Raw genomic sequence first — 24,749 nt, forward strand, 5'->3', positions numbered from 1 at the left:
GGGAGGATTCCCCGAAATTCCCCTGTGGCCGCGGCCCGTACTCGACCGCGGGAGCTCCGAAAAACACTTAGCACTTGCCCTCCCGGAAGCACCCGGGCCGCCGCACATGCATCCCAAATCCCCCGAGTAATCCATTCCGCCCCGTTTACGGGCCTCGAAAGACTCGCTCCAGATTAATCGGGTCAGAAGGGATGGGAGGGGTGGCACCCTCCGAGCCACAGGACGCACATTCGGATGTGTGAGGAGCCGCTGTGCCTGGGGCGTCTGCGCGACTAGTTCCGACCGGTGGGCGCGGAGCCGCCGGCGACGCGGAGCGCGCCTGAAGCCCGCCGCACCTCGCGGCCCCAGCGGAGCACATTGACGAACGCCTCCCAGACGATCCGGGTCGACATTTTCGAGCGGCCCGCGGTTCGCTCAACAAAGGTGATCGGTACCTCTGCAACGGGGCAGCCGAGTTGCTCGAGGCGCCACGCCGTTTCCACCTGAAAGGCGTAGCCTTCGGAATCGATGCGGTCGAGGCCAAGCTGCTCGATCCATTCGCGCGAGAGCACGCGAAACCCGCTCGTGAGATCGCGCAGTTCGGAGCGGAGCGCGCGCCTGGCGAAGGCCGTGCCGCCCTGTGAGATGAGCCTGCGATGAGTCGGCCAGTTGACTATCGCACCGCCCGGCATCCAGCGAGTGCCGATCACCAGTCCAGCCCCAGCACGGGCAGCGACGAGGAGCTCGGGGAAATCACGGGGCCGGTGCGATCCATCCGCATCCATCTCAGCTGCGAAGCCGAACCCGCGAGCGAGTGCCTGCTGAAACCCCGTGACATATGCCGTGCCAAGCCCGAGCTTCGCTGGCCGGTGGAGCACGGTGACGCGCGGATCAGCGAGCGCGAGCGCATCTGCGACGGCTCCCGTGCCGTCGGGACTGGCGTCGTCCACGATGAGTACGTGCGCGTCAGTGAGGTCAAGCACCTCCGCGACCACCCGGCTGAGCGACTCGCGCTCGTTAAAGGTGGGCAGCACAACCAGCACGCTGTCGGGTGCCGGGGAGGCCGGCGTTACAGGTGGCTGCACGGCCCTATCCTTTCAGATTGATTGTGCTGAGATACGAAAGCGGGGCCACCCTGATGGATGGCCCCGCTCTCGTATGGTTACAGGTTATGCAGCGTAGTTCGCGCGCAGGATCGCGCCGAGCTCTGCGTCAACGTTCGTCCAGTAGCCGAAGAACTGCTCGCGGATGCGGTCGACCGTGATCGACTTCGCCTGGCCGCCGAGGACCTCCTGGAAGCGGGCCTTCTCCTCTGCCGAGAATACGTCGCGGTAGAGGGTGCCTGCCTGACCGAAGTCATCGTCGTCAGCGCGCAGGGTGTGGGCCGAACGCACGAGTGCGCCGTCCGACTCCCAGCTGCCCTCGACGCCCGCAAGCGGGTCTGCGACGGGACCGCCGGGGGTGCCGTACGAGTTCGGCGAGTAGGTGCGGTGCTCCGGTCCGTTGAACTGGTACCGCATGCTGCCCTCGTGCATGTAGTTGTTCACCTCGCCAGCGTGCGGCTGGTTGACCGGCAGCTGGTTGAAGTTCGTGCCGATGCGGTGACGGTGCGCGTCAGCGTACGAGAACACGCGAGCCATGAGCATCTTGTCGGGCGAGATACCGGTGCCGGGCACCTGGTTGCCGGGCGAGAACGCCGCCTGCTCGATCTGCGCGAAGAAGTTCTCCGGGTTGCGGTTCAGCGTGAAGGTGCCGACCTTGATACGCGGGTAGTCCGCCTTCGGCCAGGTCTTCGTGAGGTCGAAGGGGTTGAAGCGGTAGGTCTTCGCCTCCTCGTACGGCATGATCTGCACGTACATATCCCACGACGGGAAGTCGCCCTTGTCGATCGAGTCGAAGAGGTCGCGGCGGTAGTAGTCAGCGTCGCTGCCCGCAAGCTGCTCGGCTTCCTCGGGGGAGAGGCGCTCGACGCCCTGCTGCGAGATGAAGTGGTACTTCACCCAGAAGCGCTCGCCCTCAGCGTTGACCCACTGGTAGGTGTGCGAGCCGTAGCCGTTGAGGTGGCGCCAGCTCTTCGAGAGACCGCGGTCGCCCATGAGGTAGGTCACCTGGTGAGCCGACTCGGGCGAGAGGGTCCAGAAGTCCCACTGCATGTCTGCGTCGCGCAGGCCCGATGCGCCGAGGCGCTTCTGCGAGTGGATGAAGTCGGGGAACTTGATGCCGTCGCGGATGAAGAAGGTCGGGGTGTTGTTGCCGACGATGTCGAGGTTGCCCTCTTCGGTGTAGAAACGCAGCGAGAAGCCGCGCACGTCGCGCCAGGTGTCGGGCGAACCCTGCTCACCGGCAACCGACGAGAAACGGATCAGTGTCTCGGCCTTGGCCCCCGGCTGGAAGACCGCTGCGCGGGTGTACTGCGAGACATCCTCGGTGACAACGAACTCGCCGAATGCGCCGCCGCCCTTGGCGTGCGGGTTGCGCTCGGGGACGCGCTCACGGTTGAACGACGCAAGCTTCTCAAGGAGGTAGCGGTCGTGCAGAACCGTGGGGCCGTCCGGGCCGACGGTGAGTGAGTGCTCATCGCTCGGGACCGGGGTGCCGGTCTGGGTAGTCAGGATCTTTTTCTCAGTCATCATGTCTCATTTCGTGGGGGTTGAGTCGGACGGAAATCAATTGGAAGAAAACTCTACGCTCTTCTTGGCATCTGCACAGTTGGCGCATAGGCCATGGAATGTGACCTCGGCGGTCGTGATCTCGAAGCCGTGCGTGTCTGACGGGGTGAGGCACGGGGCCGCCCCGACCGCGCACGGAACATCTTCGATTCGACCGCACGAGGTGCAGAGGAGGTGGTGGTGATTGTCACCGACGCGAGCCTCGTACCGCGCTGAACCCCCCGCTGGGGTAACGCGCCGAACGAGGTTTGCCTCCGTAAGCGCTGTGAGTACGCCGTAGATCGCCTGGAGTGAGGTGCCGGGAAGATCGCCGCGGAGGCGCTCGTATACCTCGCTCGCATCAAGATGCCCACCCGGCTGCAACGCGTCAAGAACGGCCCGTCTGGGGGCCGTTGAGCGCAGGCCGGCGGCGTTCAGCCGGGCCGCGGACTCTGTGACGTGATGGGTGGTGGGCATACGTCCATTGTACCCCTTATTTTGAATGATTCAAATTAAGGGAGGAATTCCCAGCGCGCCGTGCACAGCCGTTGCTAAGCTGAGGCGTTGTCACAATTAGGCAACGGCGATGGCCCTGCTCCGCAGCTCATCGTGCACTACCGTACAGGAGACACAACGTGGCGACAGTCCTCGAGAAGATCCTTCGCGTCGGCGAAGGACGCACGCTCAAGAAGCTCGAGCGGTTGGCAAAGACAGTCAACGATCTCGAGCCCTCCTTTGAGGCCCTCAGTGACGAGGAGCTGCGCGAGGAGACCGTAGATTTCCGCAAGCGGTTGGAAGCCGGCGAAACCCTCGACGACCTCCTTCCCGAGGCGTTTGCCGCCGTGCGCGAGGCCGCGAAGCGCACAATCGGGCTTCGCCCGTTCGACGTGCAGGTCATGGGCGGCGCGAACCTCCACCTGGGCAACATCTCCGAGATGAAGACCGGTGAGGGTAAGACGCTCGTGGCGACGATGCCGGCGTACCTCAACGCGCTCACCGGCAAGGGCGTCCACATCGTCACGGTGAACGACTACCTCGCGAGCTACCAGTCGGAGCTCATGGGTCGCGTGTTCCGCGCCCTCGGCCTCACGACGGGGTGCATCGTCGCCGGGCAGGATCCGCAGGAGCGCCGGAAGCAGTACGACGCCGACATCACCTACGGCACGAACAACGAGTTCGGCTTCGACTACCTCCGCGACAACATGGCGAGCACCTCGGCAGAGCGCGTGCAGCGCGGCCACTTCTTCGCCATCATCGATGAGGTCGACTCGATCCTCATCGACGAGGCGCGTACCCCGCTCATCATCTCCGGCCCGTCGTCCGGCGAGGGCAACCGCTGGTTCGGCGAGTTCGCGCGCATCGCGAAGACCCTCGAAGCAGGCGTTGACTACGAGGTCGACGAGAAGAAGCGCACCGTCGGCGTGCTCGAGCCAGGTATCGAAAAGGTTGAGGATCACCTCGGCATCACGAACCTCTACGAGTCCGTGAACACCCCGCTGATCTCGTTCTTGAACAACTCGATCAAGGCGAAGGCGCTGTTCACCCGCGACAAGGACTACGTCGTGCTCAACGGCGAGGTGCTCATCGTCGACGAGCACACCGGCCGTATCCTCGCCGGGCGTCGCTACAACGAGGGCATGCACCAGGCCATCGAGGCCAAGGAAAACGTGCAGGTCAAGGCCGAGAACCAGATGCTCGCGACCGTCACGCTGCAGAACTTCTTCCGCCTCTACGACAAGCTCTCCGGCATGACCGGAACCGCTGAGACTGAGGCCGGCGAGTTCATGTCGACCTACAAGCTCGGTGTCGTGCCGATCCCGACCAACCGCAAGATGCAGCGCATTGACCAGCCCGACCTCGTGTTCAAGAACGAGGAAGCGAAGTTCGCGGCCGTCGTCACCGATATCGCCGAGCGCTTCAAGACCGGTCAGCCCGTGCTCGTGGGCACCACCAGCGTCGAGAAGAGCGAGTATCTCTCCCGCCAGCTCGCCAAGCAGGGCGTGCGCCATGAGGTCCTCAACGCGAAGAACCACGCACGTGAGGCCGCGATCATCGCGCAGGCGGGCCGCTTCGGCGCCGTCACCGTCGCCACCAACATGGCCGGCCGCGGTACCGACATCATGCTCGGCGGCAACGCCGAGTTCCTCGCGGTCCAGGAGATGACCGCCCGCGGCTTCTCGACCGAGGAAGACCCGGAAGCCTACGAGGCAGCCTGGGACGAAGTCTTTGCGGCCGTGAAGGAAGCGGTCAGCGGCGAAGCCGAAAAGGTCACCGAGGCCGGCGGCCTCTACGTGCTCGGCACCGAGCGCCACGAGTCGCGCCGGATCGACAACCAGCTGCGCGGCCGCTCCGGTCGACAGGGCGACCCCGGTGAGAGCCGCTTCTACCTCTCGCTCGCGGACGACCTCATGCGCCTGTTCAACTCGGGCGCAGCAGCTGCCCTCATGAACCGCGAAGGCTTCCCCGACGATCTCGCGATCGAATCCAAGATGGTGACCCGCTCGATCCAGAGCGCGCAGAGCCAGGTTGAGGCCCGCAACGCCGAGATCCGCAAGAACGTCCTGAAGTACGACGACGTCTTGAACCGTCAGCGTAAGGCGATCTACAGCGACCGCGCCCAGATCCTCGACGGCGAGGAAATCGAAGAGCGCGTCACCGCGTTCCGTGAGCAGACGATCGACGCGATCCTCGACTCGCACGGTGCCGACGAGAACTGGGACTTCGATGCCCTCTGGTCGGACCTCAAGCAGCTCTACCCCATCGCACTCACCGCCGATGAGGTCGTTGCCGAAGCCCCGAAGGGCCGGGTCGACAAGGAGTACCTGCGCCGCGAGATTCTCTCGGACGCCGAGGTTGCATACCGCGCGCGTGAAGAGGCGCTCGGCGAGGAAGCTGTGCGCGAGCTCGAGCGTCGCGTAGTGCTCACCACGATCGACCGCCGCTGGCGCGACCACCTCTACGAGATGGACTACCTCAAGGAGGGCATCGGCCTGCGCGCGATGGCGCAGCGCGACCCGCTCGTTGAGTACCAGCGCGAGGGCTTCACGATGTTCGAGGGCATGATGGGGCAGATCAAGGAAGAGTCCATCGGACTGCTCTACAACCTTGAAGTTCAGGTCCGACCCAACGAGCCAGGCCACGAAGGCCACGTCCACCTCGAAGGCGGGGGCCTCGACGAGCAGACGAAGCCCGATGAGGCGCAGCTCAGCTACACGGCCCCCGACGTCGACGGCACCCCCGCGGTGAGCGGCGCAGGCGCCAAGCAGGCGAAGGGCAAGCGACCCGCCCAGGCCCCGCAGCCGACCACGCGCGGCGCGTTCGGCCAGCAGGTCCCCGCCGACGAAGAGTCAGCTCCAGCCAACCGCGCGCAGCGCAGATCCAAGAAGAAGTAGCGGACGCAGCACTGCGCCGCCTGTAACCCCGCATCGAACCCGATGTGCCACAGGAGGAAACCCAACTATGTCGAATGACACCACGTCACGACTCTCGAAGAACGAGCGCCGCGCCCAGGGGCGCGAGCAGGCTCGTGCTGCTCGAGAAGCAGAGAAGAAGCGCGAAAAGCGCCGCCGCCTCTATATTCAGGGTGGCGTCGTCCTCGGCGTGATTGCGATTCTCGCGATCGTCGGGCTAGTGCTCTCGCAGTCCATGAAGCCAGCAGGCCCCGGCCCGAAGAACATGAACTCCGGTGCGGCGATCTTCACGAAGGACCTGAAGGTTGTGCCCTCGGACGCCCTCGCGAACCCCGCCGACGATCGTGTCGCGCCCAAGACGAACCGCGACGAGCTGCCGCTCGACGTCACCGTCTACGCAGACTACATGTGCCCGGCGTGCGGCAACTTCGAGACGCAGAACGGCGTCATGCTCGAGAACTACGTCGGCTCAGGCGACGCAAATCTCGCGATCTACCCCATCAACTTCCTCGACGGGCAGTCGCTCGGTACGAAGTACTCGACTCGCGCGGCAAACACCTTCGCCTGCGTTGTTGAGCAGCAGCCCGACTTTGCCTTCGAGCTTCACAAGCGTCTGATGAGCCCCGAAATCCAGCCAGGCCAGGGCACTCCCGGTCTTGACGACAAGGAGCTGCTCAAGCAAGCTGAGGCAGCCGGCGCGGAGCCCACCAAGGAGCTCCAGAGCTGCATCCAGGACCGCCAGTTTGGGCCGTTCTTCAGCGAGAACTACACGAAGGCGAGCGAAGGTATCTCCGGCCTCGCAGAGGGCCAGCGCCTGCTCATGCCGCAGAGCGCCACCGAGCTCCAGCCTGAGGGCGAACCGCAGCGCCTCGTCTCCACCCCGCTCGTTCTGGTCAACGGACAGCAGTGGAGTGAGACCCGCGACGGCTCGCTCGAGACCTTCATGCTGAAGATCAAGGGCGAAATCGAACAGGCCGACGCCGCGACGGCCGACGACAAGTAAAAAACCGAGTAAGATCGGAGGGGCGGCAATGCGCCGCCCCAAACGCCTCCTTAGCTCATCTGGTAGAGCAGCAGCCTTGTAAACTGCAGGTGATCGGTTCGAGTCCGATAGGGGGCTCCAAATTGCGAAAGGCCCCGCTCATGCGGGGCCTTTCTGCGTTTCGACGATGCTTAGCCGGGGCCGGGGCCGGGGCTGGGGCCGGGGCTGGCGCGTGGACTTGCCACTCCGCGGAAGCCTTGTCGCCTTGTCGCCTTGTCGCCTTGTCGCCTTGTCGCCTTGTTGCGCTCGCGCGGAGCCCCGTGTAGCGTCCGCGAGCTCAAAGCGGGGGCCTGGGCCTCTGAAGGAGCGGCCCCGTTGGAGTGGCCTCGTAGCTTGAGCCTCACCAGAGAGGGCTGCCGCGGTCGCCCCGCACCCTTGCCGTTCACAGTCGCCGGCCCCGGGCTGAGCGGTTTCCGGAGCTCCGACCACCGTACCCCTCACCGTACCCCTCACCGCTCCGCTCACCGCACCGCTCCGCTCACCGCTATCACCCCCCCCCCGTGCAATCCATTCCGACCCGTTTTCGGCCTGTGCGAGAGTCGGACTGAATTAATGGGGCAGGGAGGAGGCGCTGCGTGACACGCTGCGAACGCCCGAACTGTGAAGAGCCGGATATAGTGGTGAAAATGGCACGCCCAAAATTACAACTCGCGGCAGCACTTGTTGGATCTGGGCTGGCGGGTGTTCTCGTAGCCCTGCAGTCCCGAGTCACAGGCGGGCTTTCGCAGGAGATCGGTAACGGTTTCGTTGCCGCCGCGATCGCCTTCGGCGGCGGACTCCTGGTGATGTGCCTGGTGCTCCTGGTCTCGCGCCGTGGGCGTCGCGGTCTCTCGCTCGTGCGCAGCGAAGTCGCTGCAGGGAGGCTTCCTGTCTGGGCGTTGTTCGGCGGGGTCGGGGGAGCGCTGTTCGTGCTCAACCAGGGGCTTATCGCGCCGATCACCGGCGTCGCACTCTTCACAGTCGGCATCGTTGCAGGCCAGGTATCTGGCGGGCTGATCCTCGATCGCCTGGGGCTCGGCCCGAGCGGCCGCATCTATGCCTCACCCACGCGTCTTATTGGCGCTGGCCTTGCGATTGTCGCCGTTGGGGTGACCGTCGCCGCAAGTTTTGATGGCGGGCTCGTGTTGCTGGTGCTCGTGCCAGTATTCGTCGGCGTTGGGGTGTCCGCGCAGTCGATGGTGAACGGCCTGGTGCGCGCCGCGGCCGAGAGCGCGGTGACGGCGACTTTTATGAACTTCCTCGTCGGCGCGGTGCTGCTCGTCGCTGCCGCCGTGATCTCCGTGCTCGCGAACGGGTGGCCGACCGAGTGGCCCACGCAGTTTTGGCTCTACGGTGGTGGTGTTATTGGGGTGATCTTCATTGCTGTCGCGTCCGTGCTCGTGCGCCGGGCGGGGGTACTGCTGCTGAGCATGTCGAACGTCGCAGGTCAGCTCGTCGCTGCGGTGGCGTTCGAGATCGGGTTCCCACTCGCGGGTGGGCTTACGCCCGCGCTCGTCGCAGGTACGGCGATTGCGCTGGTCGCCGTGATCACGGCTGCGTTCCCCAGCAAGCCGATGAAACGGGACTAGCTCGCCGTTAGTTGCTCTCGGCGTCGAACCCGAGCGCGAGGGAGTTCATGCAGAAACGATTTCCTGTCGGCGTTCCGAAGCCATCGGGGAATACGTGCCCAAGGTGTGATCCGCAGTTCGCGCAGCGCACCTCGGTGCGCACTTGGCCGAGTGTCGTGTCTTCGAGGAGTTCGACTGCGTCGGAGTTGATGCTGTCATAGAAGCTCGGCCAGCCACAGTGTGACTCGAACTTCGTGCCGCTCTTGAAGAGTTCAGCACCGCAGCCTCGGCAAGAGTACAGTCCGTCGCCCCACTGCCCGAGAAGTTCGCCTGTGCCGGCGCGCTCAGTTGCGGCCTCGCGGAGGATCGCGTACTCATCCGGGGTGAGGCGCTCTCGCCACTCGCCCTCGCTGAGCTGGAACGGGTAATTGCCCTCGCCGATTGCAGACATAGTACCTCCGAGAGTGTGGTCGTAGATCAAGCATACGCAAGCGAGGCTGTGCACGGAATGTGCGGCTGAGCACTCAGATCAGACCTGAGACTTGCAACATCAGACGATATTCGTCAGACTATTCCCCGGAGACTCGGCTTAGGCTCACCTTAGCTCGGTCGGATGAATGGTGCACCTGAGTGTGCCATGCCCATTTCTACACAAGGAGTGCGTACGCATGAAGGTCACTGAGCACCGAAGGGGACGGTCGTTTTTAGCGACCCTCACTTCAGCTTTGCTTGTCGCGAGCGGTTTAGCGCTTGCTCCCACAGCCGCTCTCGCGGCACCTGATGCCGCCGAGGGCACGGTTGCTGATGCAACCCTTAACTGGGGCGTCAAGGAGTCCTTCCGGAACTACATCGGGAAGGGCTTCGCCAAGGGGAAGATCACGATGCTCGGTGGCGCGTCAGTCGCCGCTGACGAGACATACGACTGGACCGGGGGTGTTGGTACAGCCGCCGAGGACGGAAGCAGCGCAGACGTGCGATTCCGCGCGGCGGATGGCGTTCATTTCCAGGGCCACAACATGCCGGTGAACGGGGTTGACCAGTACGTCCTCGACGCCGCCTTCTTGAATCCACGCGTCGTCGTAACTTCACCTACCTCCGGTGAACTCCGAATGGATGTACGCGGCTACGAGTTCAAGAGCATGACTGAGCTGGGTAAGCCGTTCACTCTCGACGACGCCGTCGTCGCCACTCTTGAACTCTCGCCGTCGATTCTGAACGGCAATGTTCGTACTTGGACCAATGCCGCCGCGACACTCACCCAAGACGGCTCTATCGCCTTTGGAGGCGGTGCCTTCTACCAGCCGGGGGATACCCTTGACCCGGTCACGTTCTCCCTTCCCGTCACTGCTCCGGTAGCCGCCACCGAGACGACTACTGACTTGTCGGTCTCGGCGACGGGAGTAACCGTTGGCGATGAGGTCACCCTCTCGGCGACAGTCTCGCCCGCAGCCGCAGCTGGTGAAGTGCAGTTTGTTGCTAGCGAAAAGGCGCTCGGGCTTCCGGTGGCCGTCGAAGGAGGCGTAGCCAAGCTCACCACGAAGGATCTCCAGGTTGGCAAGCAGACCATTACTGCTGTGTTTACGCCCGCTGATGCGAAGCTGTATGCATCCTCGACGTCTGCAGCGGTTGACATCGACGTTGCGAAGCCGCAGCGTGAGCCCGTATCGGTCTCGGTATCGAAGGAAGCTGGTCTCAACCCCGAAGGTGAGACTGTCACCGTGACTGGCTCGGGCTTCCTCCCAAACGCTCCTGAGACGAATGGTGTTCGTCCGCCCCTCATGGGCGAGTTTGGTGGCGTTTATGTGTCGTTTGGTTCGTTTGCTGAGAAGTGGCAGCCTTCTGCGGGAGCCAAGGGTGCTGCGCGTGTGGGATTTGACACGAAGTGGGCAGTCCCTGCGGCTGACATGTTGACGATTGGTGGCCCTGAGAAGGGTGCGATCGCGCTGAACGCTGATGGCACGTTCACGACGGAGCTGAAGCTTTCGAAGAATAGTGCGGAGGCTCTCGCTGACGGCAACTACGGTGTGTACACGTATTCCGGTAGTGGTGCGAGCTATGCCGGGTTCGAGACCTACACTCCGGTCGCGTTTGGCCCGGCTGCAGACACGAGTGTCGAAACCAGTGTTTCTGCTGATTCGGTTCTTTCGGGTGATCAGGTCACGCTGACCGCGACGGTTTCGAAGGGCGTCGCTGGTTCGGTGCAGTTCTTTAACGGTGATGCTGAGATCGGTGAACCGGTCGAGGTTGCTGCTGACAAGGCTGTTCTGAAGACGAACGCGCTTGAAGCTGTTGGCAAGAACGAGATCACCGCGGTGTTCACCCCGGCAAACGCTGACGCGTACAACGTGTCGACTTCTGCCCCGGTGACTGTTGAGGTTGCTGAGCGTCCGGTTCCGAAGGTGACTGTGTCGAAGACCGAGGGCATTGATCCCGCGGGTGAGACCGTCACTGTGACTGGTTCGGGTTTCCTACCGAAGGCTCCTGAGTCGAGCGGTGTTCGTCCGCCCCTCATGGGCAAGTTTGGTGGCGTTTATGTGTCGTTTGGTTCGTTTGCCGAGAAGTGGCAGCCTTCTGCGGGAGCTAAGGGTGCTGCGCGTGTGGGATTTGACACGAAGTGGGCAGTCCCTGCGGCTGACATGTTGACGATTGGTGGCCCTGAGAAGGGTGCGATCGCGCTGAACGCTGATGGCACGTTCACGACGGAGCTGAAGCTTTCGAAGAATAGTGCGGAGGCTCTCGCTGACGGCAACTACGGTGTGTACACGTATTCCGGTAGTGGTGCGAGCTATGCCGGGTTCGAGACCTACACTCCGGTCGCGTTTGGCCCGGCTGCAGACACGAGTGTCGAAACCAGTGTTTCTGCTGATTCGGTTCTTTCGGGTGATCAGGTCACGCTGACCGCGACGGTTTCGAAGGGCGTCGCTGGTTCGGTGCAGTTCTTTAACGGTGATGCTGAGATCGGTGAACCGGTCGAGGTTGCTGCTGACAAGGCTGTTCTGAAGACGAACGCGCTTGAAGCTGTTGGCAAGAACGAGATCACCGCGGTGTTCACCCCGGCAAACGCTGACGCGTACAACGTGTCGACTTCTGCCCCGGTGACTGTTGAGGTTGCTGAGCGTCCGGTTCCGAAGGTGACTGTGTCGAAGACCGAGGGCATTGATCCCGCGGGCGAGACGGTGACCGTTACTGGTTCGGGATTCTTGCCAAAGGCACCTATCACGAACGGGAAATACGACCCGTTCCCCGGAAAGTTCACGGGCACTTACATTGTGTTCGGCTCGTTTGCTGAGAACTGGCAGCCGTCAGCCGATGTCGCATCGTCGGCACGGAAGTCGTTCGATACTAAGTGGGCGGTGCAGGCTGCTGAGCTTCCCACGATTGCTGCGATGGGTGGCATTGAGCTTAACGCTGATGGCACTTTCGAGACTGAGCTGAAGCTCTCCAAGGACAGCGCGACGGCGCTTGCTGACGGCAACTACGGTGTCTACACCTATGCTGCTGGCGGCGCAAAGTACGCGCCGTTCGAGACCTACACCCCGATCGAGTTTGCTCCTGCTGCCGCAACTACCGTCACGATCGAAGCGTCACCCACTGACGTATACGTAGGCGACGAGGTAGAGGTCACCGCATCTGTTAGCGAGGGTATTTCAGGTTCGGTGCAGTTCTCGAACAATGGGAAGGCGCTGGGCAAGCCGGTGAAGGTAACCGACGGCAACGCAACGCTGAAGACCAGCGCCCTCGTGACTGGCGAAAACTCCATCACCGCTCACTTTGTCCCTGACAATGGTGACCTGTTCGCAGCATCGAGCTCCGATGCAGCAGTGGTCACTGCCGCGGCGCAGCCCACCATTGAGATCAACGGCAAGCCTGCCGGCGAAACGGTGAGGATCGTTGCTGGAGATACGCTGCTACTCAAGGCTGGGCAGTTCACCGCTGACCAAGAGTTCAGCGTTGAAATCCACTCAAAGGTAGTGAAGCTGCCGGGCACCTTCGTGGCTGATTCGGACGGATTTGTGACTGCTGAGTGGGTCCTCCCGGATGGCTTCGAAGCCGGAAAGCACAGCATTGTGCTGACGGCAGCTGACACCGGTCGTGTGTTCACCTTTGATGACGCCTTCACTGTCGAGAAGAAGGCGGTTATCGACGGCGGTAACGGCAACGAGGGCGGGAAGAACCCTGACGGGGGAACTGGCCCTGACAGCGATAAGGGCAAGGGGGCTGGCTCCGTGGACAAGGGAACCAGCCAGAAAGACGCAGCGAAGGATACCGGCGCCAAGGGGCTGGCAGCGAGCGGCTCGAACCCCGCTACGGGAATGATCGCGCTGACCGGTGCGATGCTCCTGATCGGTGCTGCTCTGGTCGTGATTCGGCGCCGACAGATGAGTAGCGCAGAGTAAGGCCCGACCCATGACTGCGGGTTTGCGTCTCCTCCCAGCTATCTGGGGAGAGGCGCAAGCCCGCGGCTGTGGATCATTAGGTCCCGAAATCGGGGCCTCCAAGATTAACCACGGCGTGAATTCGCCGCTTCTGCCCGGGCTGCCAGCACAGCAACGGTAGAGCTTTCCAAAGGAATGTAGCGTGACCTCTCTGCACACAGAGCACCTCAGAAAGCGGAGCAGACGACTGCCCGCAATTCGCAAAGCCCTGGGCAGCGCGCTAACGGTCGCCCTCGCCCTCGGGGCATCACTGGCGACATTCCCAGCGATGGCGTCAGCAACGACAACTGCGCCTGATGCTCAGCCGGCAGCGGTGGTGGCGGAGGGCACAGTCGCCGATGCCACTCTCGACTGGGGTGTGCGAGGTACATTCCGAAACTACATTTACAACTTCGCCATCTTCGAGGGAACAGCTGTGCTTCTCGGCAGCACCGGCCAAGCTGAACCAAAGGGCAGCTACCAATGGTCTGGCGGCACCGGAAGCGCGGCGGGCGACGGTAGCGCGGCAGACGTCTCGTATGGGGCTGGCAACGGAGTCCATTTCCAATCGCATCCCATGGATGTTGCGGGCGAACGCGTCTTCGCGCTCGATCTGAGCTTTACCAATCCGCGCGTTGTTGTGACTTCCTCAACGACCGGTGAGCTGCGGATGGACGTCGAAGGATCCGAGTTCGTGGGAACGACCTCTGTCGGTCCACGATACGAAATGCAGGATGCGCTTGTCGCAGAGCTCGCACTCGGTGTCCCTACTCGGGCAGGTGACGTGCTGACGTGGGCCGGAGCCCCTGCAACGCTGACCGAAGAAGGTTCGAGAGCTTTCGGCGGCTTCTACCCTGCTGGCGACCTGCTCGATCCGGTGACCTTCTCACTACCGGTGACGGCCCTCGAAGTCGACCCCGGCGGTGAGAACCCGGGAGGCGAGAATCCCGGTGGCGAAAACCCCGGCGGTGAGAACCCGGAAGGCGAGAATCCCGGTGGCGAGAACCCAGTCCCCGCAGTCAATACCGCGATCGCCCTTGATGACAGCAGCACAAAGACCGTAGCAGCTGGCAAAGAAGCGTCGTTCTCGGCGAGCGTTACGCCCGCTGACGCGATTGGCTCCGTTCACTTCTTCGCCGATAAGAAAGCGCTCGGAGACCCGATTACTGTGGTGAACGGCAGCGCCAAGGTACGCACGAAGGCGCTGGCCGTCGGCAACCACACCATCACGGCGAAATTTATTGCCGCGGACCCCAAGAAGTTCACACACTCGGAAACTCCTGAGCACCTGATACGGGTGACGCCCGCTGCGGGCGGAACCAGCACGGTGAAGAACGCAACACTTGATTGGGGGGTGCGAGAGTCCTTCCGTAAATACATCTACGATTTCAAGGCGTTCGACGGTAAGGCGGAGCTGCTGGGCAACGTCCAGCAGCCGGTCGCAAAGGGGAGCTATCTCTGGTCTGGGGGCAGAGGAACTGCCGCGAACGACGGGACGAAGGCCAACGTGTCGTTCGGCGCGGGCAACGGCGTCCATTTCCAGTCGCACCCAATGACCGTCAACGGCAAGAGTGGCTATGCGCTCGATCTCCAGTTCACAAACCCCCGCATCGAGATCAACTCCGAGAGCAGTGGCATGCTGTACATGGACGTCGAAGGAATAACTTTCGAAGGAATGACTTCGATGGGGAAGGCATTCTCCCTCAAGAACGCGCCGATGGCAAGGCTCTCACTACCAGTACCCGAGGTTAACCCTGACAGCACGGTGGTGTCTTGGAAGAACGTCGGAGCGCAGCTCACAGCTGAGGGAGAAAAGGCCTTCGGCGAATTCTACTCAGCTGGCGATATGCTCGACCCCCTGAATTTCTCGCTACCAGGGGAGTTCAACATCGTTGAGAAGCTGCCCACCTCAGTGAAATTGTCCGCGACTCCAGCGAGCACGACCGTCGGCAAGAACGTCACGTTGACCGCTTCGGTAGATCCGAAGATCTCTGGCACCGTAAAGTTCCGTTACGGCAATACCCCGTTGGGCCAGCCCGTACAGGTTGTCAACGGAAGTGCCAAACTCCAGACATCGAAGTTGCCGGAGGGCGTCTACTCCGCCCACGCGTTGTTTGAACCGACGGATTCAGGTAAGTACGCGCATGCGAACTCCAACTCGGTCCTCCTCACGATCGATACCGCTACCAAGAAACAGCCAACCGCGCCGGTGAAACCAACTGGCGGCGGGCCCGGGGCAGGGTCGTTGAGCTGGGGCATCTCCTCGCAGTTCGTCGGCTACACCACTGCGAAGTCGAACACTGCTGCATGCCCAACCGCTGGGAAGCACTGTGCGGGTGGCGACATCACGACGAGTGGCGTCGGTGCGGGCTACCTTTTCCCCCAATCGGGTTCCACGTGGAACGCAGAGACTCACACAGGCTCTGTGAACTACTCAGGCACGGTCTCATTCAACGGCTACGGCATGACCATGTTCCAGGTTGCAAACCCTACAATCAACGTCACAGGGCCGAACTCAGCAACGCTGAGTACGGGCTACTCCGGAACGTACGGGCCGAGCTCCGTGCAGCTCGACCTCGGGTCAGCGAGTAAGACAGTGGGAGCGAACGGAGAAGTCACCTGGAGTAACGTTCCGGTTGTCGGCTCGCTGATGGGTATCTCCGCAAGCCAATCGATTACCTTCGATTCCCTGTCGTTCACGGTGGGTACAGCAAGCCAGGTGACCTACGGTTCTACCACCGCTGGCGACAGTGACAAGGGTACGAAGTACACGCCGGCGGCCACGCCCCCCACCACCGAAGGCCTGACCGTCGTCACTGACGCGAAGAAGCTCGTCCCAGGTGCACGGATTGAGATCCAAGCCGCTGGCTTTGAGCCCGGGGACGAGGGAGTGCTCGTCGTGCTCTATTCCGACCCCATCGTGCTCGACGAGACGGCAACCGCTGACGAGTTCGGCATCGTGAAGTGGAAGGGAAAGCTCCCCGACGATATTGCGCTCGGCGAACACGTGCTTACCCTCCAGGGCAGCACGGACGCAGGGGCGAAGATCACCATCCTCCCTAAGGCGGAAAAGAAAGCGAAAGCTACCGCAGTCGAAGCAGAGTCGCAGCCGCTCGCGGCTGCTCCTGGGGCAGGCACGCCTATTGCGGTGGCCCGAAGCGGGATGGCGCTGTGGGAATGGTGGACAATCGCGCTTTCGCTTGTCATGATCGCAGGGTGCACCACGATCCTCGCGGTCAGGCAGCGAGCCCAGTAATCAGATCGACACGCAGCCGCGGCTGCCCTGGCCCGAAGAGATCACGCAGCAATAACCACGCTGCGTCGCAACAAGGAGAAGTTCTGTGAGTACACGCCGATCCGTGCGTTTTGGTGGAATCATCGCTGGAGCTGCCCTCGCAGCTGCCGCGCTCGCCATCCCCGCAACTGCCGCTTCTGCGGTGCCCAACCAGGCAACCGCCGAGGCTTCCGAGTGCCAGGTCACGGGAGGCACCATGAAGTGGGGTGTCAAAGAGAGCTTCCGCTCGTACATCAGCGGGTCGATCGCCAACGGCTCCTGGGAGACCAGCGATGGTCTTGTCTACGAGACGCCACAATTCACCTGGTCTGATGCGACCGGGTCTATTGACCCCGAGACTGGAATTGGCTCCGTGAGCTTTATCGGCACCGTGCACTTCACCGGGCACGACGGCGTACTCGACCTCACTCTCGCGAACCCTACGATTGAGTTCGAAGGGGCTGGCAAGGCTGCCCTCATGCTCGATGCAAAGAGCACCGACATGGAGGGCGAAGTCACCGTGGACTCGGCACAGGAATGGGTCGGTGAGGTATCGACGCCCGCGTCCCTGGCACCGACGAACGACACTCTCACGCTGGAGCGCATGGAAACGGTGCTTACAAACTCAGGAGCAGGAGCCTTCGCCGGGTTCTACGAGGCAGGAGCAGAGCTCGATGCTCTGTCGCTCGACCTTGAGCTCGCCTCCTGTAGCACAGCGGCCGCCGTGCCGGCAGAACCCATCGAGACCGAGGAGTCCGCAGCCGAGCCAGCGGCTCCGGTCGCTGAGGCTCCGCAGGTTCCGTGGCTTCCCATCATTGTGGGCAGCGTCGCGCTCGTCGTGATCGCGCTCACCACGGGCATCCTCATCGGCGGACGAAAGAAGCGGCCAGCCGAACACAACGCCCCCGGAGCCGAGACCACTCAGCCCGAAGACTAACCGACTATCACCTCCCGGCTCCGCTCTGCAGCGCAGCGAGCGGCACAGCAGGAGGGCGGGGAGGCGAAAGCTCACCCCGCCCTCCTGCTGCGGTAGTGCTGCTAATCTCGTTTCAGACCGCCACAAGGCCGGTGTGACTCGAGGAGAACTGTGACCCAACGAACTGCCCGCCGTGTGATCACCGTGGGGCTGGCTGCAGGCCTGCTGGGGGGAACACTTCTCGGCCCAGCAAACCCCGCTGGAGCCGCCACTCGCGACGCAGCGCAGCAGTGCACCGTTGAAGCAGCAGAACTGCGGTGGGGCGTCAAAGAGCGCTTCCGCAATTACATCAGCGGCTCCATCGCGAACGGCGAGTGGGTTACCGAAGGCGGAGTAACGTACGAGACCCCGACATTCGAGTGGCAAAATGGTGAGGGATCCGTGGAAGCCGACCTGCGCAATGGCCGCATCGAGTTTGCAGGGCAGGTCCATTTCACAGGCCATGGGGGAGCTATGCAGCTCGATCTGCAAGATCCTTCGCTGGTGTTCACCGGGCCCACGACCGCGCAGCTCGTCATGGACATGGGATCGGTCGACACCGAAGGCACCCGGCTCGAGCTCCAGCCGGTCGTCGCTGCAGATGTCGATCTTGCAGGCGCCGCCACGGGCGATGGATCAAGCTACACGATTGAGAACGCACCTGTCCGTCTCACAGCGGCGGGAGCAGTCGCGTTCAACGGCGAGTACGGAGATTACAGCGAGGGCGAGCTGCTCGACGGGTTGGCGCTCTCGTTCTCGCTCCCGGGCTGTACGATCACTGCCGACACCGGTACCGCTGCACCGCCGGTGGCGGAGCCACAGCCGGGAGACCCATCAGAAGAGGCCGCGGCGCCAGAGATCCCGTGGCTGCTGATCGCGTTGGGTGGGCTCGCGCTCGTGGCGATCGGCGTCACGACCGCGCTGCTGTTCAGCGGTCGTAAGCGCTCGCCAGCGCAGGGTGAGGACGTGGAGGCGAGCACTGGGCCGACCGGCGCTGAGCCGACCGACACTGACTAGCCCACCGCAGGTGATCTGGCCTGCGAAACGGGCAACAAAAAAGCTGGGCCGCACCCATCGGTGCGGCCCAGCTTTTTAGCGGATTAGGACTTAGAAGTCCATGCCTGCGCCCGGGTCGCCAGCCATGGGGGCTGCCGGCTCAGGCTTGTCAGCGACAACTGCCTCGGTGGTGAGGAAGAGGCCAGCGATCGATGCTGCGTTCTGCAGCGCCGAGCGGGTGACCTTTACGGGGTCGTTGATGCCAGCAGCAAGCATGTCGACGTACTCGCCGGTTGCGGCGTTGAGGCCGTGACCAACGGGAAGCTCCGACACCTTGTGCGACACAACGCCCGGCTCGAGACCAGCGTTGATAGCAATCTGACGCAGCGGTGCTTCGATGGCAACGCGCACGATTGCCGCGCCGGTTGCCTCGTCGCCCGAGAGATCAAGCGATGCGAATGCCTTGGTTGCTGCCTGGATGAGCGCGACGCCGCCGCCGGGGACGATGCCCTCTTCGACTGCTGCCTTTGCGTTGCGGACAGCGTCCTCAATGCGGTGCTTGCGCTCCTTGAGCTCGACCTCGGTTGCGGCGCCTGCCTTGATGACTGCGACGCCACCTGCGAGCTTCGCGAGGCGCTCCTGGAGCTTCTCACGGTCGTAGTCGCTGTCGGTGTTGTCGATCTCGCGGCGGATCTGCTGCACGCGGCCCTCGACTGCTTCCTTCTCGCCGCCACCCTGCACGATGGTGGTCTCATCCTTGGTGATGATGACCTTGCGGGCTGAACCGAGCATGTCGAGCGTTGCGTTCTCGAGCTTCAGGCCGACCTCTTCCGAGATGACCTGGCCGCCGGTGAGGATCGCGATGTCCTGCAGCATTGCCTTGCGGCGGTCGCCGAAGCCGGGAGCCTTGACAGCAGCCGACTTGAAGATGCCACGGATCTTGTTGAGCACGAGAGTTGCGAGTGCTTCGCCCTCGACGTCCTCAGCAATGATGAGGAGCTGCTTGCCCGACTGGATGACGGGGTCAACGACGGGGAGCAGGTCCTTGATGTTCGAGACCTTGCTGTTGACGACGAGGATGTACGGATCTTCGAAGACGACTTCCTGGCGGTCTGCATCGGTGACGAAGTAGGCCGAGAGGTAGCCCTTGTCGAAACGCATGCCCTCGGTCAGCTCGAGCTCGGTGCCGAACGTGTTCGACTCCTCGACGGTGACGACGCCTTCCTTGCCGACCTTGTCGATGGCCTCGGCGATGAGCTCGCCGATCTGCTCGTCTGCAGCAGAGATCGAAGCGGTTGCAGCGATCTCGGCGGTGGTCTCGATCTCCTTCGAGTTCGCGTGCAGCTCGGTGATGACCGCGGCTACTGCCTTCTCGATGCCCTTCTTCAGTGCGATGGGGTCGCTGCCAGCGGCAACGTTGCGCAGGCCCTCGCGCACGAGTGCCTGAGCAAGAACGGTTGCAGTGGTGGTGCCGTCGCCTGCGACGTCGTCGGTCTTCTTCGCGACCTCCTTGACGAGCTCAGCGCCGATCTTCTCGTACGGGTCGTCGAGCTCGATCTCCTTAGCGATGGAAACGCCGTCATTGGTGATCGTGGGGGCGCCCCACTTCTTCTCAAGGACAACGTTGCGGCCGCGCGGGCCCAGCGTCACCTTGACAGTATCGGCGAGGATGTTCAGACCCCGCTCAAGGCCGCGACGTGCCTCTTCATCAAACGCAATCATCTTTGCCATGTAATTCGCCCCTCCCGGACGTCTAGGGAAAGCTGCAGAGACCACGAGGGTTCTGCGCCAGGTTTAGCACTCAGTCGATCCGACTGCTAACTCAATTTTGGCACTCTGGTGCTGAGAGTGCAAGGAGGAGCGCTCGCCCGGAGCGAACGGGGAAGACCGGAGCGGCTAGGGCTTGCCCGGACCGGCGTAGTCTTCGCCGATCAATACGACGAGCTGAGCCTGACTATCGGCGTAATCGGTCGTCAAATAGGTGGAAACTCCGCCGAGTTGCTCGGCGAGCCCAAGTGCCGCGGCTTCGTTCGCGGTATCAGAGTAGAACACTGCCGAGATCTCAACATCCGTGGTGGCCGCCGGGCCAGCAAGCACGATTGTTCCCCACTGGTTCGAGGTAATGTGCGTCGCTACTGCCTGCGCGACAGAACCTTCAGCGGGAGTGCCGTCGAGCACAGCGACGGAGGCCTCGGGGTTGAGCTCGGGCTTCACGCGGGCTGCGGGCGGTGCGATCTCGGAGCTCGGGAGAATCGGGAGCTTGCCGGAAGAGCCGGCGATTGTGACACCGACGATTCCGATCGAGGTGAGGAGCGCGGCACCGATGAGCCCGCCGAGCACAAAATGCCAGGCCACTCGCGGCTGCGCCGTCACACGGTGCGCGCCGACTCGGCCGTCGCTCGGCGCGTCGTCGAAGCGATCCTTCGGGTACTCCGAGGGCGCGGAGCGTCGCGAACGTGCGCCGTGCGCCGCCTCGTGTTCCCTCGTCACCAATGTCTCCCCGAAAGTCATGCCAGTGTCAGTTGACCGGATGGCCGCCGACAGTTTTCACCGATCTAGAGTACCGCGCTGCAGCACGATAGATGCTGAACGGGTTTCGAGCAGGATATCGCAGCGAGAGAAGCAGGCGCTGCAGGGCGCACACAGCGCCGGACTGCGCGAAGCGATGCGTCGCCTAGAGCGAGTCTCCTCCGTGGTGCCCACGTCGGCTGTGCGCAGGGGCGCGCACAGCGCCGGACCGCGCGACGCGATGCGTCGCCTAGAGCGAGTCCGGCGCATATATTGCGCGGGCGAGGGCGTCAATGACATCTGGCGTGCGGCCACCGCTCGCGAACAGCAGCGAATCATCGATGTCGATGATGCGTCGCTTCTTGCCTGCGGTGGTGAGCGCGATGCTGGGCTGCGCCTCGATCAAGCCGTCGATGCCATCAGTGCTGCTGAGACCCTTGGTCATCACCAGGATGATGTCGGGATCCATCTTCACGAGCGCCTCGTCGGTCATGGGGCGCTCGCCCTTCCAACCGACTTCGTCAGCAACGTCAATAACACCAATTGATTCGAGCAGGGTGTCCACGCCACTGCCCTCACCGAACAGGTAGAAGACGCCAGCGCCGCCGCGCACGTACAGGAAGGCGACACGGGGGAGCTTCGCGGGATCCTGGGGAATGAGCGCAGCGACCTCCGCTTCCTTCGCTGCGATCGCGTCAGCGACCTTCTTGTTCAGTTCAGCTGCAGCATCCGCGACGCCGAGGCCGGCAGCGACCTGCTTCGTCGCTTCTTCTGCCGAGACGGGATCGACAGAGCGCTTCACGACGATCACCGGGACACCCGCGTTGCGCATCATGTTCACGAAGTCGATGCCACCGACACTGAGGTCCGTGAAAATTACGCTCGGCTCAAGGCCCAGCACCGACTCGGCTTCGATATCGTGCCCGCCGGTGACGACCAAAGGCAGATCCTCTGAGCCCGGGAACGCCGTCGTGGCGTCACGGCCGATGAGCTGGTCGCCGAGCCCAAGGTTGTACACGATGTCACTCAGTGTCCCGGTGAGAGAAATCGCAAGGACCCGCGACGTGTCGGTGACCTCGACGGCCACCTCGCCGGTGCGGTCCTGCGACTGGACGGTGACCGGCAGTGAAGCCTGCGGCTTGTCTGCGAGGGGGGTGATGCTTGGCGGGCCGACGACTGCGGTGGTCGGACCTTCGTAGGCCAGCGGATCTTCGAGCGGCGTGAGCGAGCTCATCGGGGGCAGCTCGGCGATCTCGTCCGTGGCGCCCGAAGAGCTCGGGCCTGCCGTCTGGCATCCGGTGAGTGCAATCGCGAGCCCGAGGGCCAGTGCGAGCGCCGCCCGCGTGCGAGATGTGCGAGGCTTGTGCATCGGTTCCCTCTCTGAAGTTTTCCCAGAGCAAGCTTAGCCTCACAAAGGTATGATGAACTGTGAGTTTTTCCGAAACCTCACCTGCACACGGCGCGAACAAGCGCCCGGATCCCGAAGAAAGCGTCTCGCGCGAGCATGAAAAGTACCGGCCGCACCTCGCTGTCACGACGAGGTAGTCGCGCACCCCTCCTGTTTTTAGTGCTGGCGATCCTGCTTGTGCTCAGTGTGCTGGTATCTGCCGGCACTGGCCAGCTCGCGATCCCGCCGCAGGAAGTGCTCGGCTCCGTGCTGCACCGCATCGGAATCGACTGGCTGCCCCTGCCGAGTGTGCCGGCTGGCGACGAGGCCCTCTGGGCGATCCGCTTCCCTCGTGTTGCGATGTCAGTACTCATCGGCGTCGGACTCGCTGTATCTGGCCTCATCATGCAAGCAATCTTTGGCAATCCGCTCGCCGAACCTGGCGTGATCGGTATCTCCTCGGGTGCCGCCGTTGGTGCGGGAATCTCGATCGTGTTCGGCCTCACCGTGTTCGGTGAGTGGACCACAGCGATCCTCGCCTTCATTACCGGCCTCATCGCGACGCTCATCGTCTACTCGATGAGCCGGGCTGACGGACGCACCGAAGTCGTGACCCTTGTGCTTACCGGCATCGCGGTGAACGCGATCGCCGGTGCAGCGATCGCCGCTCTCACTTTCGTCGGTGACACCCAGTCGCGCGAGGCCATTGTGTTCTGGCAGCTCGGAAGCCTGAAGGGCATGAGCTGGTCGCAAGTGGCGATCGTCACCCCGATTATTGCTGTGGGTCTCATTGCCGCTTACCTCACCTCACGCAAGCTCGACCTGCTCGCACTCGGTGAGCGCAACGCCCGCCACCTCGGAGTGAACGTCGAGCTGCTGCGCATCGGCATGATCCTCGTCGTCTCGCTGCTCGTCGGTGCCGCGGTCGCGTTCGCGGGCATCATCTCGTTCGTGGGCCTCGTGATCCCGCACCTCATGCGCATGGTGCTCGGGCCCGCACACCTCCCGTTAGTGACGGCGTCAGCGCTCGCTGGCGCGCTGCTGATGACGCTCGCTGACCTCGCCGCCCGCACAATCGTGCCGATGGCCGAGCTGCCGATTGGAATTCTCACGTCGCTTGTGGGTGGCCCCTTCTTCTTCTGGCTGCTGCGACGCACGCGGAAGCGCTCAGGAGGGTGGGGATAATGAACGCGAAACACATTGCGCTACCCACGGTGAGTGCCCACGGCGAAGTCGTATGCTCGGCGACCTCGGTGATGATCGAGCGCGGTCGCCGAAAGCTCCTCGACGACGTCTCGCTCGAGCTGCGGGCGGGCGAGGTCCTCTCGCTGCTCGGCCCGAACGGCGCGGGAAAATCAACCCTACTCAGCCTGCTCTCGGGCGACCTCGAACCCGACGCGGGACGGGTGGACTTCGGCGGGAAGCCCCTCGGCGACTGGTCCCTCACCGACCTCTCGCGGCGGCGCTCTGTGCTGCTGCAGGAGAACCAGCTGCTGTTTCCTTTCACCGTGCACCAGGTCGTCGAGATGGGCAGAGCCCCGTGGCGGCGCACTCCGCTTGAGGACGAGGACAACGAGGCGATCGGTGAGGCTATTGATGCCACCGATATTGGTCACCTCGGCCACCGGCGGGTGCCGTCGCTTTCGGGCGGCGAGCGGGCGCGAACCGCGTTTGCGCGCGTGATTGCGGGCCGCACCGGCGTGCTCATGCTCGACGAGCCCACGGCGGCGCTCGATCTTGGCCATCAGGAGGCGGTGTTGACGCTCGCGCGTGAGCGTGCGGCTGCAGGCGATGCCGTGCTCATCGTGCTGCACGACCTCAACCTCGCGAGCGCCTACTCCGACCGGATCGCCCTGCTGCGCCAGGGCAAGATCGTGGCGAATGGCGCCCCGAACGACGTGCTCGAGGGCGACATACTCACCGATGTCTACCGAACGCCGGTCGAGGTAATCCGGCACCCCGAAACCGGGCACCGCATCGTGCTGCCCCAGCGGGGCTAGCCGACACACTTCGTGATCAGCCAATTTCGCAGATGCCGGATCTGGCTGATACAGTAATTCGCTGTACGGGTTGAAAAACTCGCACGGGTCCTTAACTCAGTTGGTAGAGTGCCTGCTTTGCAAGCAGGATGTCGGGAGTTCGATTCTCCCAGGATCCACGACTGCCCCAGATTCCATTTCATGCGAATCTGGGGCTTTTGCGTTGCTTGTGACCTCGTCGGGAAGTCCGTTACTATGCTGCCCAGCTTTTACTCGCGGCGAGTTCGCGCGCCAGCACGACTACTCCGCGAGCTGCAGTCGCAGGGTCACGACGCGCGTCGCCGCCTCCCGCACCCGTGACTCCGGGAGCGCGCCGCTCTCGACCGCCGCTGCGACCCCGTCGACGAGCGCCGCGGACCCTGCCGCGTCCATGCCGATCACTGTGAGCGCGAGGTCGGCTCCCGCTGCGAGGGCGGCGATGGTGGTGGCTACCGGATCCTGATACTCGGGAGCACCGCTCGCGCGCAGCATGCCGAGGTCGTCGGTCACAGTGACGCCCGTGAAGCCGAGCTCGTCGCGAGCGACTTCGTACCATTCTGGGGCGACTGA

The 24,749-nt window shown here is 63.2% G+C and carries 17 protein-coding genes and 2 tRNA genes; 11 read left to right on the forward strand and 8 right to left on the reverse strand.

The window, feature by feature from the left end:
* Positions 1 to 272: 272 nt before the first annotated feature.
* The 3 genes from ACI1US_RS04875 to ACI1US_RS04885 form a co-directional block, all read right to left on the reverse strand.
* Positions 273 to 1,064, reverse strand: a complete 792-nt coding sequence (locus tag ACI1US_RS04875; RefSeq protein ID WP_461638605.1) for a polyprenol monophosphomannose synthase — start codon at positions 1,062 to 1,064, stop codon at positions 273 to 275.
* 84 nt (positions 1,065 to 1,148) lie between these two features.
* Positions 1,149 to 2,609, reverse strand: coding sequence for a catalase (locus tag ACI1US_RS04880; RefSeq protein WP_416549892.1), 1,461 nt, complete (start codon positions 2,607 to 2,609; stop codon positions 1,149 to 1,151).
* A 36-nt stretch (positions 2,610 to 2,645) separates the two neighbouring features.
* On the reverse strand, positions 2,646 to 3,104 hold the full coding sequence (locus ACI1US_RS04885; RefSeq protein ID WP_461638608.1) for a Fur family transcriptional regulator: 459 nt from the start codon (positions 3,102 to 3,104) through the stop codon (positions 2,646 to 2,648).
* A 158-nt stretch (positions 3,105 to 3,262) separates the two neighbouring features.
* Here ACI1US_RS04885 and secA point away from each other — a divergent pair, with 158 nt between their 5' ends.
* From secA to ACI1US_RS04905, 4 genes are all read left to right on the forward strand, one after another.
* Positions 3,263 to 6,019, forward strand: a complete 2,757-nt coding sequence (gene secA, locus ACI1US_RS04890) for a preprotein translocase subunit SecA (RefSeq protein WP_416549890.1) — start codon at positions 3,263 to 3,265, stop codon at positions 6,017 to 6,019.
* Between the two features lie 67 nt (positions 6,020 to 6,086).
* Entirely contained in the window at positions 6,087 to 7,040 is a 954-nt protein-coding gene (locus ACI1US_RS04895) for a DsbA family protein (RefSeq protein ID WP_416549889.1), read from the forward strand.
* A gap of 44 nt (positions 7,041 to 7,084) precedes the next feature.
* A tRNA-Thr gene (locus ACI1US_RS04900) sits at positions 7,085 to 7,160 on the forward strand.
* 545 nt (positions 7,161 to 7,705) lie between these two features.
* Positions 7,706 to 8,647, forward strand: coding sequence for a DMT family transporter (locus ACI1US_RS04905; protein ID WP_461638611.1), 942 nt, complete (start codon positions 7,706 to 7,708; stop codon positions 8,645 to 8,647).
* A gap of 7 nt (positions 8,648 to 8,654) precedes the next feature.
* On the opposite strand, the gene msrB is transcribed toward ACI1US_RS04905, so the two are convergent.
* Positions 8,655 to 9,077, reverse strand: coding sequence for a peptide-methionine (R)-S-oxide reductase MsrB (gene msrB, locus ACI1US_RS04910; RefSeq protein ID WP_461638613.1), 423 nt, complete (start codon positions 9,075 to 9,077; stop codon positions 8,655 to 8,657).
* Between the two features lie 217 nt (positions 9,078 to 9,294).
* On the opposite strand from msrB, the gene ACI1US_RS04915 reads away from it, so the two are divergent.
* From ACI1US_RS04915 to ACI1US_RS04930, 4 genes are all read left to right on the forward strand, one after another.
* Positions 9,295 to 13,023 (forward strand): Ig-like domain repeat protein, encoded by a 3,729-nt coding sequence (locus ACI1US_RS04915; protein ID WP_461638615.1) that lies wholly within the window; start codon positions 9,295 to 9,297, stop codon positions 13,021 to 13,023.
* A 181-nt stretch (positions 13,024 to 13,204) separates the two neighbouring features.
* Positions 13,205 to 16,297 carry an HtaA domain-containing protein gene (locus tag ACI1US_RS04920; protein ID WP_461638617.1) on the forward strand — a complete coding sequence of 1,031 codons (3,093 nt, stop codon included), beginning with the start codon at positions 13,205 to 13,207 and terminating at the stop codon, positions 16,295 to 16,297.
* Between the two features lie 85 nt (positions 16,298 to 16,382).
* Entirely contained in the window at positions 16,383 to 17,252 is an 870-nt protein-coding gene (locus tag ACI1US_RS04925) for an HtaA domain-containing protein (protein WP_461638619.1), read from the forward strand.
* A gap of 150 nt (positions 17,253 to 17,402) precedes the next feature.
* On the forward strand, positions 17,403 to 18,287 hold the full coding sequence (locus ACI1US_RS04930; RefSeq protein ID WP_461638621.1) for an HtaA domain-containing protein: 885 nt from the start codon (positions 17,403 to 17,405) through the stop codon (positions 18,285 to 18,287).
* Between the two features lie 90 nt (positions 18,288 to 18,377).
* Here the strand turns inward: ACI1US_RS04930 and groL are convergent, their stop codons facing one another.
* The 3 genes from groL to ACI1US_RS04945 form a co-directional block, all read right to left on the reverse strand.
* The gene (groL, locus tag ACI1US_RS04935) at positions 18,378 to 19,997 is read right to left on the reverse strand and encodes a chaperonin GroEL (RefSeq protein ID WP_416549887.1); all 1,620 of its coding nucleotides are present in this window, start codon (positions 19,995 to 19,997) and stop codon (positions 18,378 to 18,380) included.
* A gap of 165 nt (positions 19,998 to 20,162) precedes the next feature.
* Positions 20,163 to 20,756: a LytR C-terminal domain-containing protein gene (locus ACI1US_RS04940; protein ID WP_461638623.1), complete on the reverse strand. Its 594-nt coding sequence runs from the start codon at positions 20,754 to 20,756 to the stop codon at positions 20,163 to 20,165.
* Between the two features lie 268 nt (positions 20,757 to 21,024).
* A complete protein-coding gene (locus ACI1US_RS04945; RefSeq protein ID WP_461638625.1) occupies positions 21,025 to 22,143 on the reverse strand; it encodes a heme/hemin ABC transporter substrate-binding protein in 1,119 nt (372 codons plus the stop codon).
* Between the two features lie 135 nt (positions 22,144 to 22,278).
* Between ACI1US_RS04945 and ACI1US_RS04950 the strand changes: the two genes are divergently transcribed.
* The 3 genes from ACI1US_RS04950 to ACI1US_RS04960 all read left to right on the forward strand — a co-directional run bounded on the left by ACI1US_RS04950 (position 22,279) and on the right by ACI1US_RS04960 (position 24,319).
* On the forward strand, positions 22,279 to 23,346 hold the full coding sequence (locus ACI1US_RS04950) for a FecCD family ABC transporter permease (RefSeq protein ID WP_461638627.1): 1,068 nt from the start codon (positions 22,279 to 22,281) through the stop codon (positions 23,344 to 23,346).
* On the forward strand, positions 23,346 to 24,161 hold the full coding sequence (locus ACI1US_RS04955) for a heme ABC transporter ATP-binding protein (RefSeq protein WP_461638629.1): 816 nt from the start codon (positions 23,346 to 23,348) through the stop codon (positions 24,159 to 24,161). The genes ACI1US_RS04950 and ACI1US_RS04955 overlap by 1 nt, the downstream gene beginning before the upstream one ends.
* Positions 24,162 to 24,246: 85 nt before the next feature.
* Positions 24,247 to 24,319, forward strand: a tRNA-Ala gene (locus ACI1US_RS04960).
* A gap of 121 nt (positions 24,320 to 24,440) precedes the next feature.
* Here ACI1US_RS04960 and ACI1US_RS04965 read toward each other — a convergent pair.
* Positions 24,441 to 24,749, reverse strand: a 309-nt coding sequence (locus ACI1US_RS04965; RefSeq protein ID WP_461638630.1) for a glycoside hydrolase family 3 N-terminal domain-containing protein, incomplete at its 5' end; no start/stop codon positions are given.

The organism is Leucobacter sp. BZR 635, assembly GCF_048061935.2.
In the GTDB taxonomy this organism is placed as follows: domain Bacteria; phylum Actinomycetota; class Actinomycetes; order Actinomycetales; family Microbacteriaceae; genus Leucobacter.

Coding starts and splice junctions, on each gene's coding strand:
- ACI1US_RS04895 (WP_416549889.1), top strand. CDS start 6,087: ATGTCGAATGACACCACGTCACGACTCTCGAAGAACGAGCGCCGCGCC.
- ACI1US_RS04880 (WP_416549892.1), bottom strand. CDS start 2,609: ATGACTGAGAAAAAGATCCTGACTACCCAGACCGGCACCCCGGTCCCG.
- ACI1US_RS04905 (WP_461638611.1), top strand. CDS start 7,706: ATGGCACGCCCAAAATTACAACTCGCGGCAGCACTTGTTGGATCTGGG.
- ACI1US_RS04885 (WP_461638608.1), bottom strand. CDS start 3,104: ATGCCCACCACCCATCACGTCACAGAGTCCGCGGCCCGGCTGAACGCC.
- groL (WP_416549887.1), bottom strand. CDS start 19,997: ATGGCAAAGATGATTGCGTTTGATGAAGAGGCACGTCGCGGCCTTGAG.
- ACI1US_RS04915 (WP_461638615.1), top strand. CDS start 9,295: ATGAAGGTCACTGAGCACCGAAGGGGACGGTCGTTTTTAGCGACCCTC.
- ACI1US_RS04955 (WP_461638629.1), top strand. CDS start 23,346: ATGAACGCGAAACACATTGCGCTACCCACGGTGAGTGCCCACGGCGAA.
- ACI1US_RS04950 (WP_461638627.1), top strand. CDS start 22,279: ATGAAAAGTACCGGCCGCACCTCGCTGTCACGACGAGGTAGTCGCGCA.
- msrB (WP_461638613.1), bottom strand. CDS start 9,077: ATGTCTGCAATCGGCGAGGGCAATTACCCGTTCCAGCTCAGCGAGGGC.
- ACI1US_RS04945 (WP_461638625.1), bottom strand. CDS start 22,143: ATGCACAAGCCTCGCACATCTCGCACGCGGGCGGCGCTCGCACTGGCC.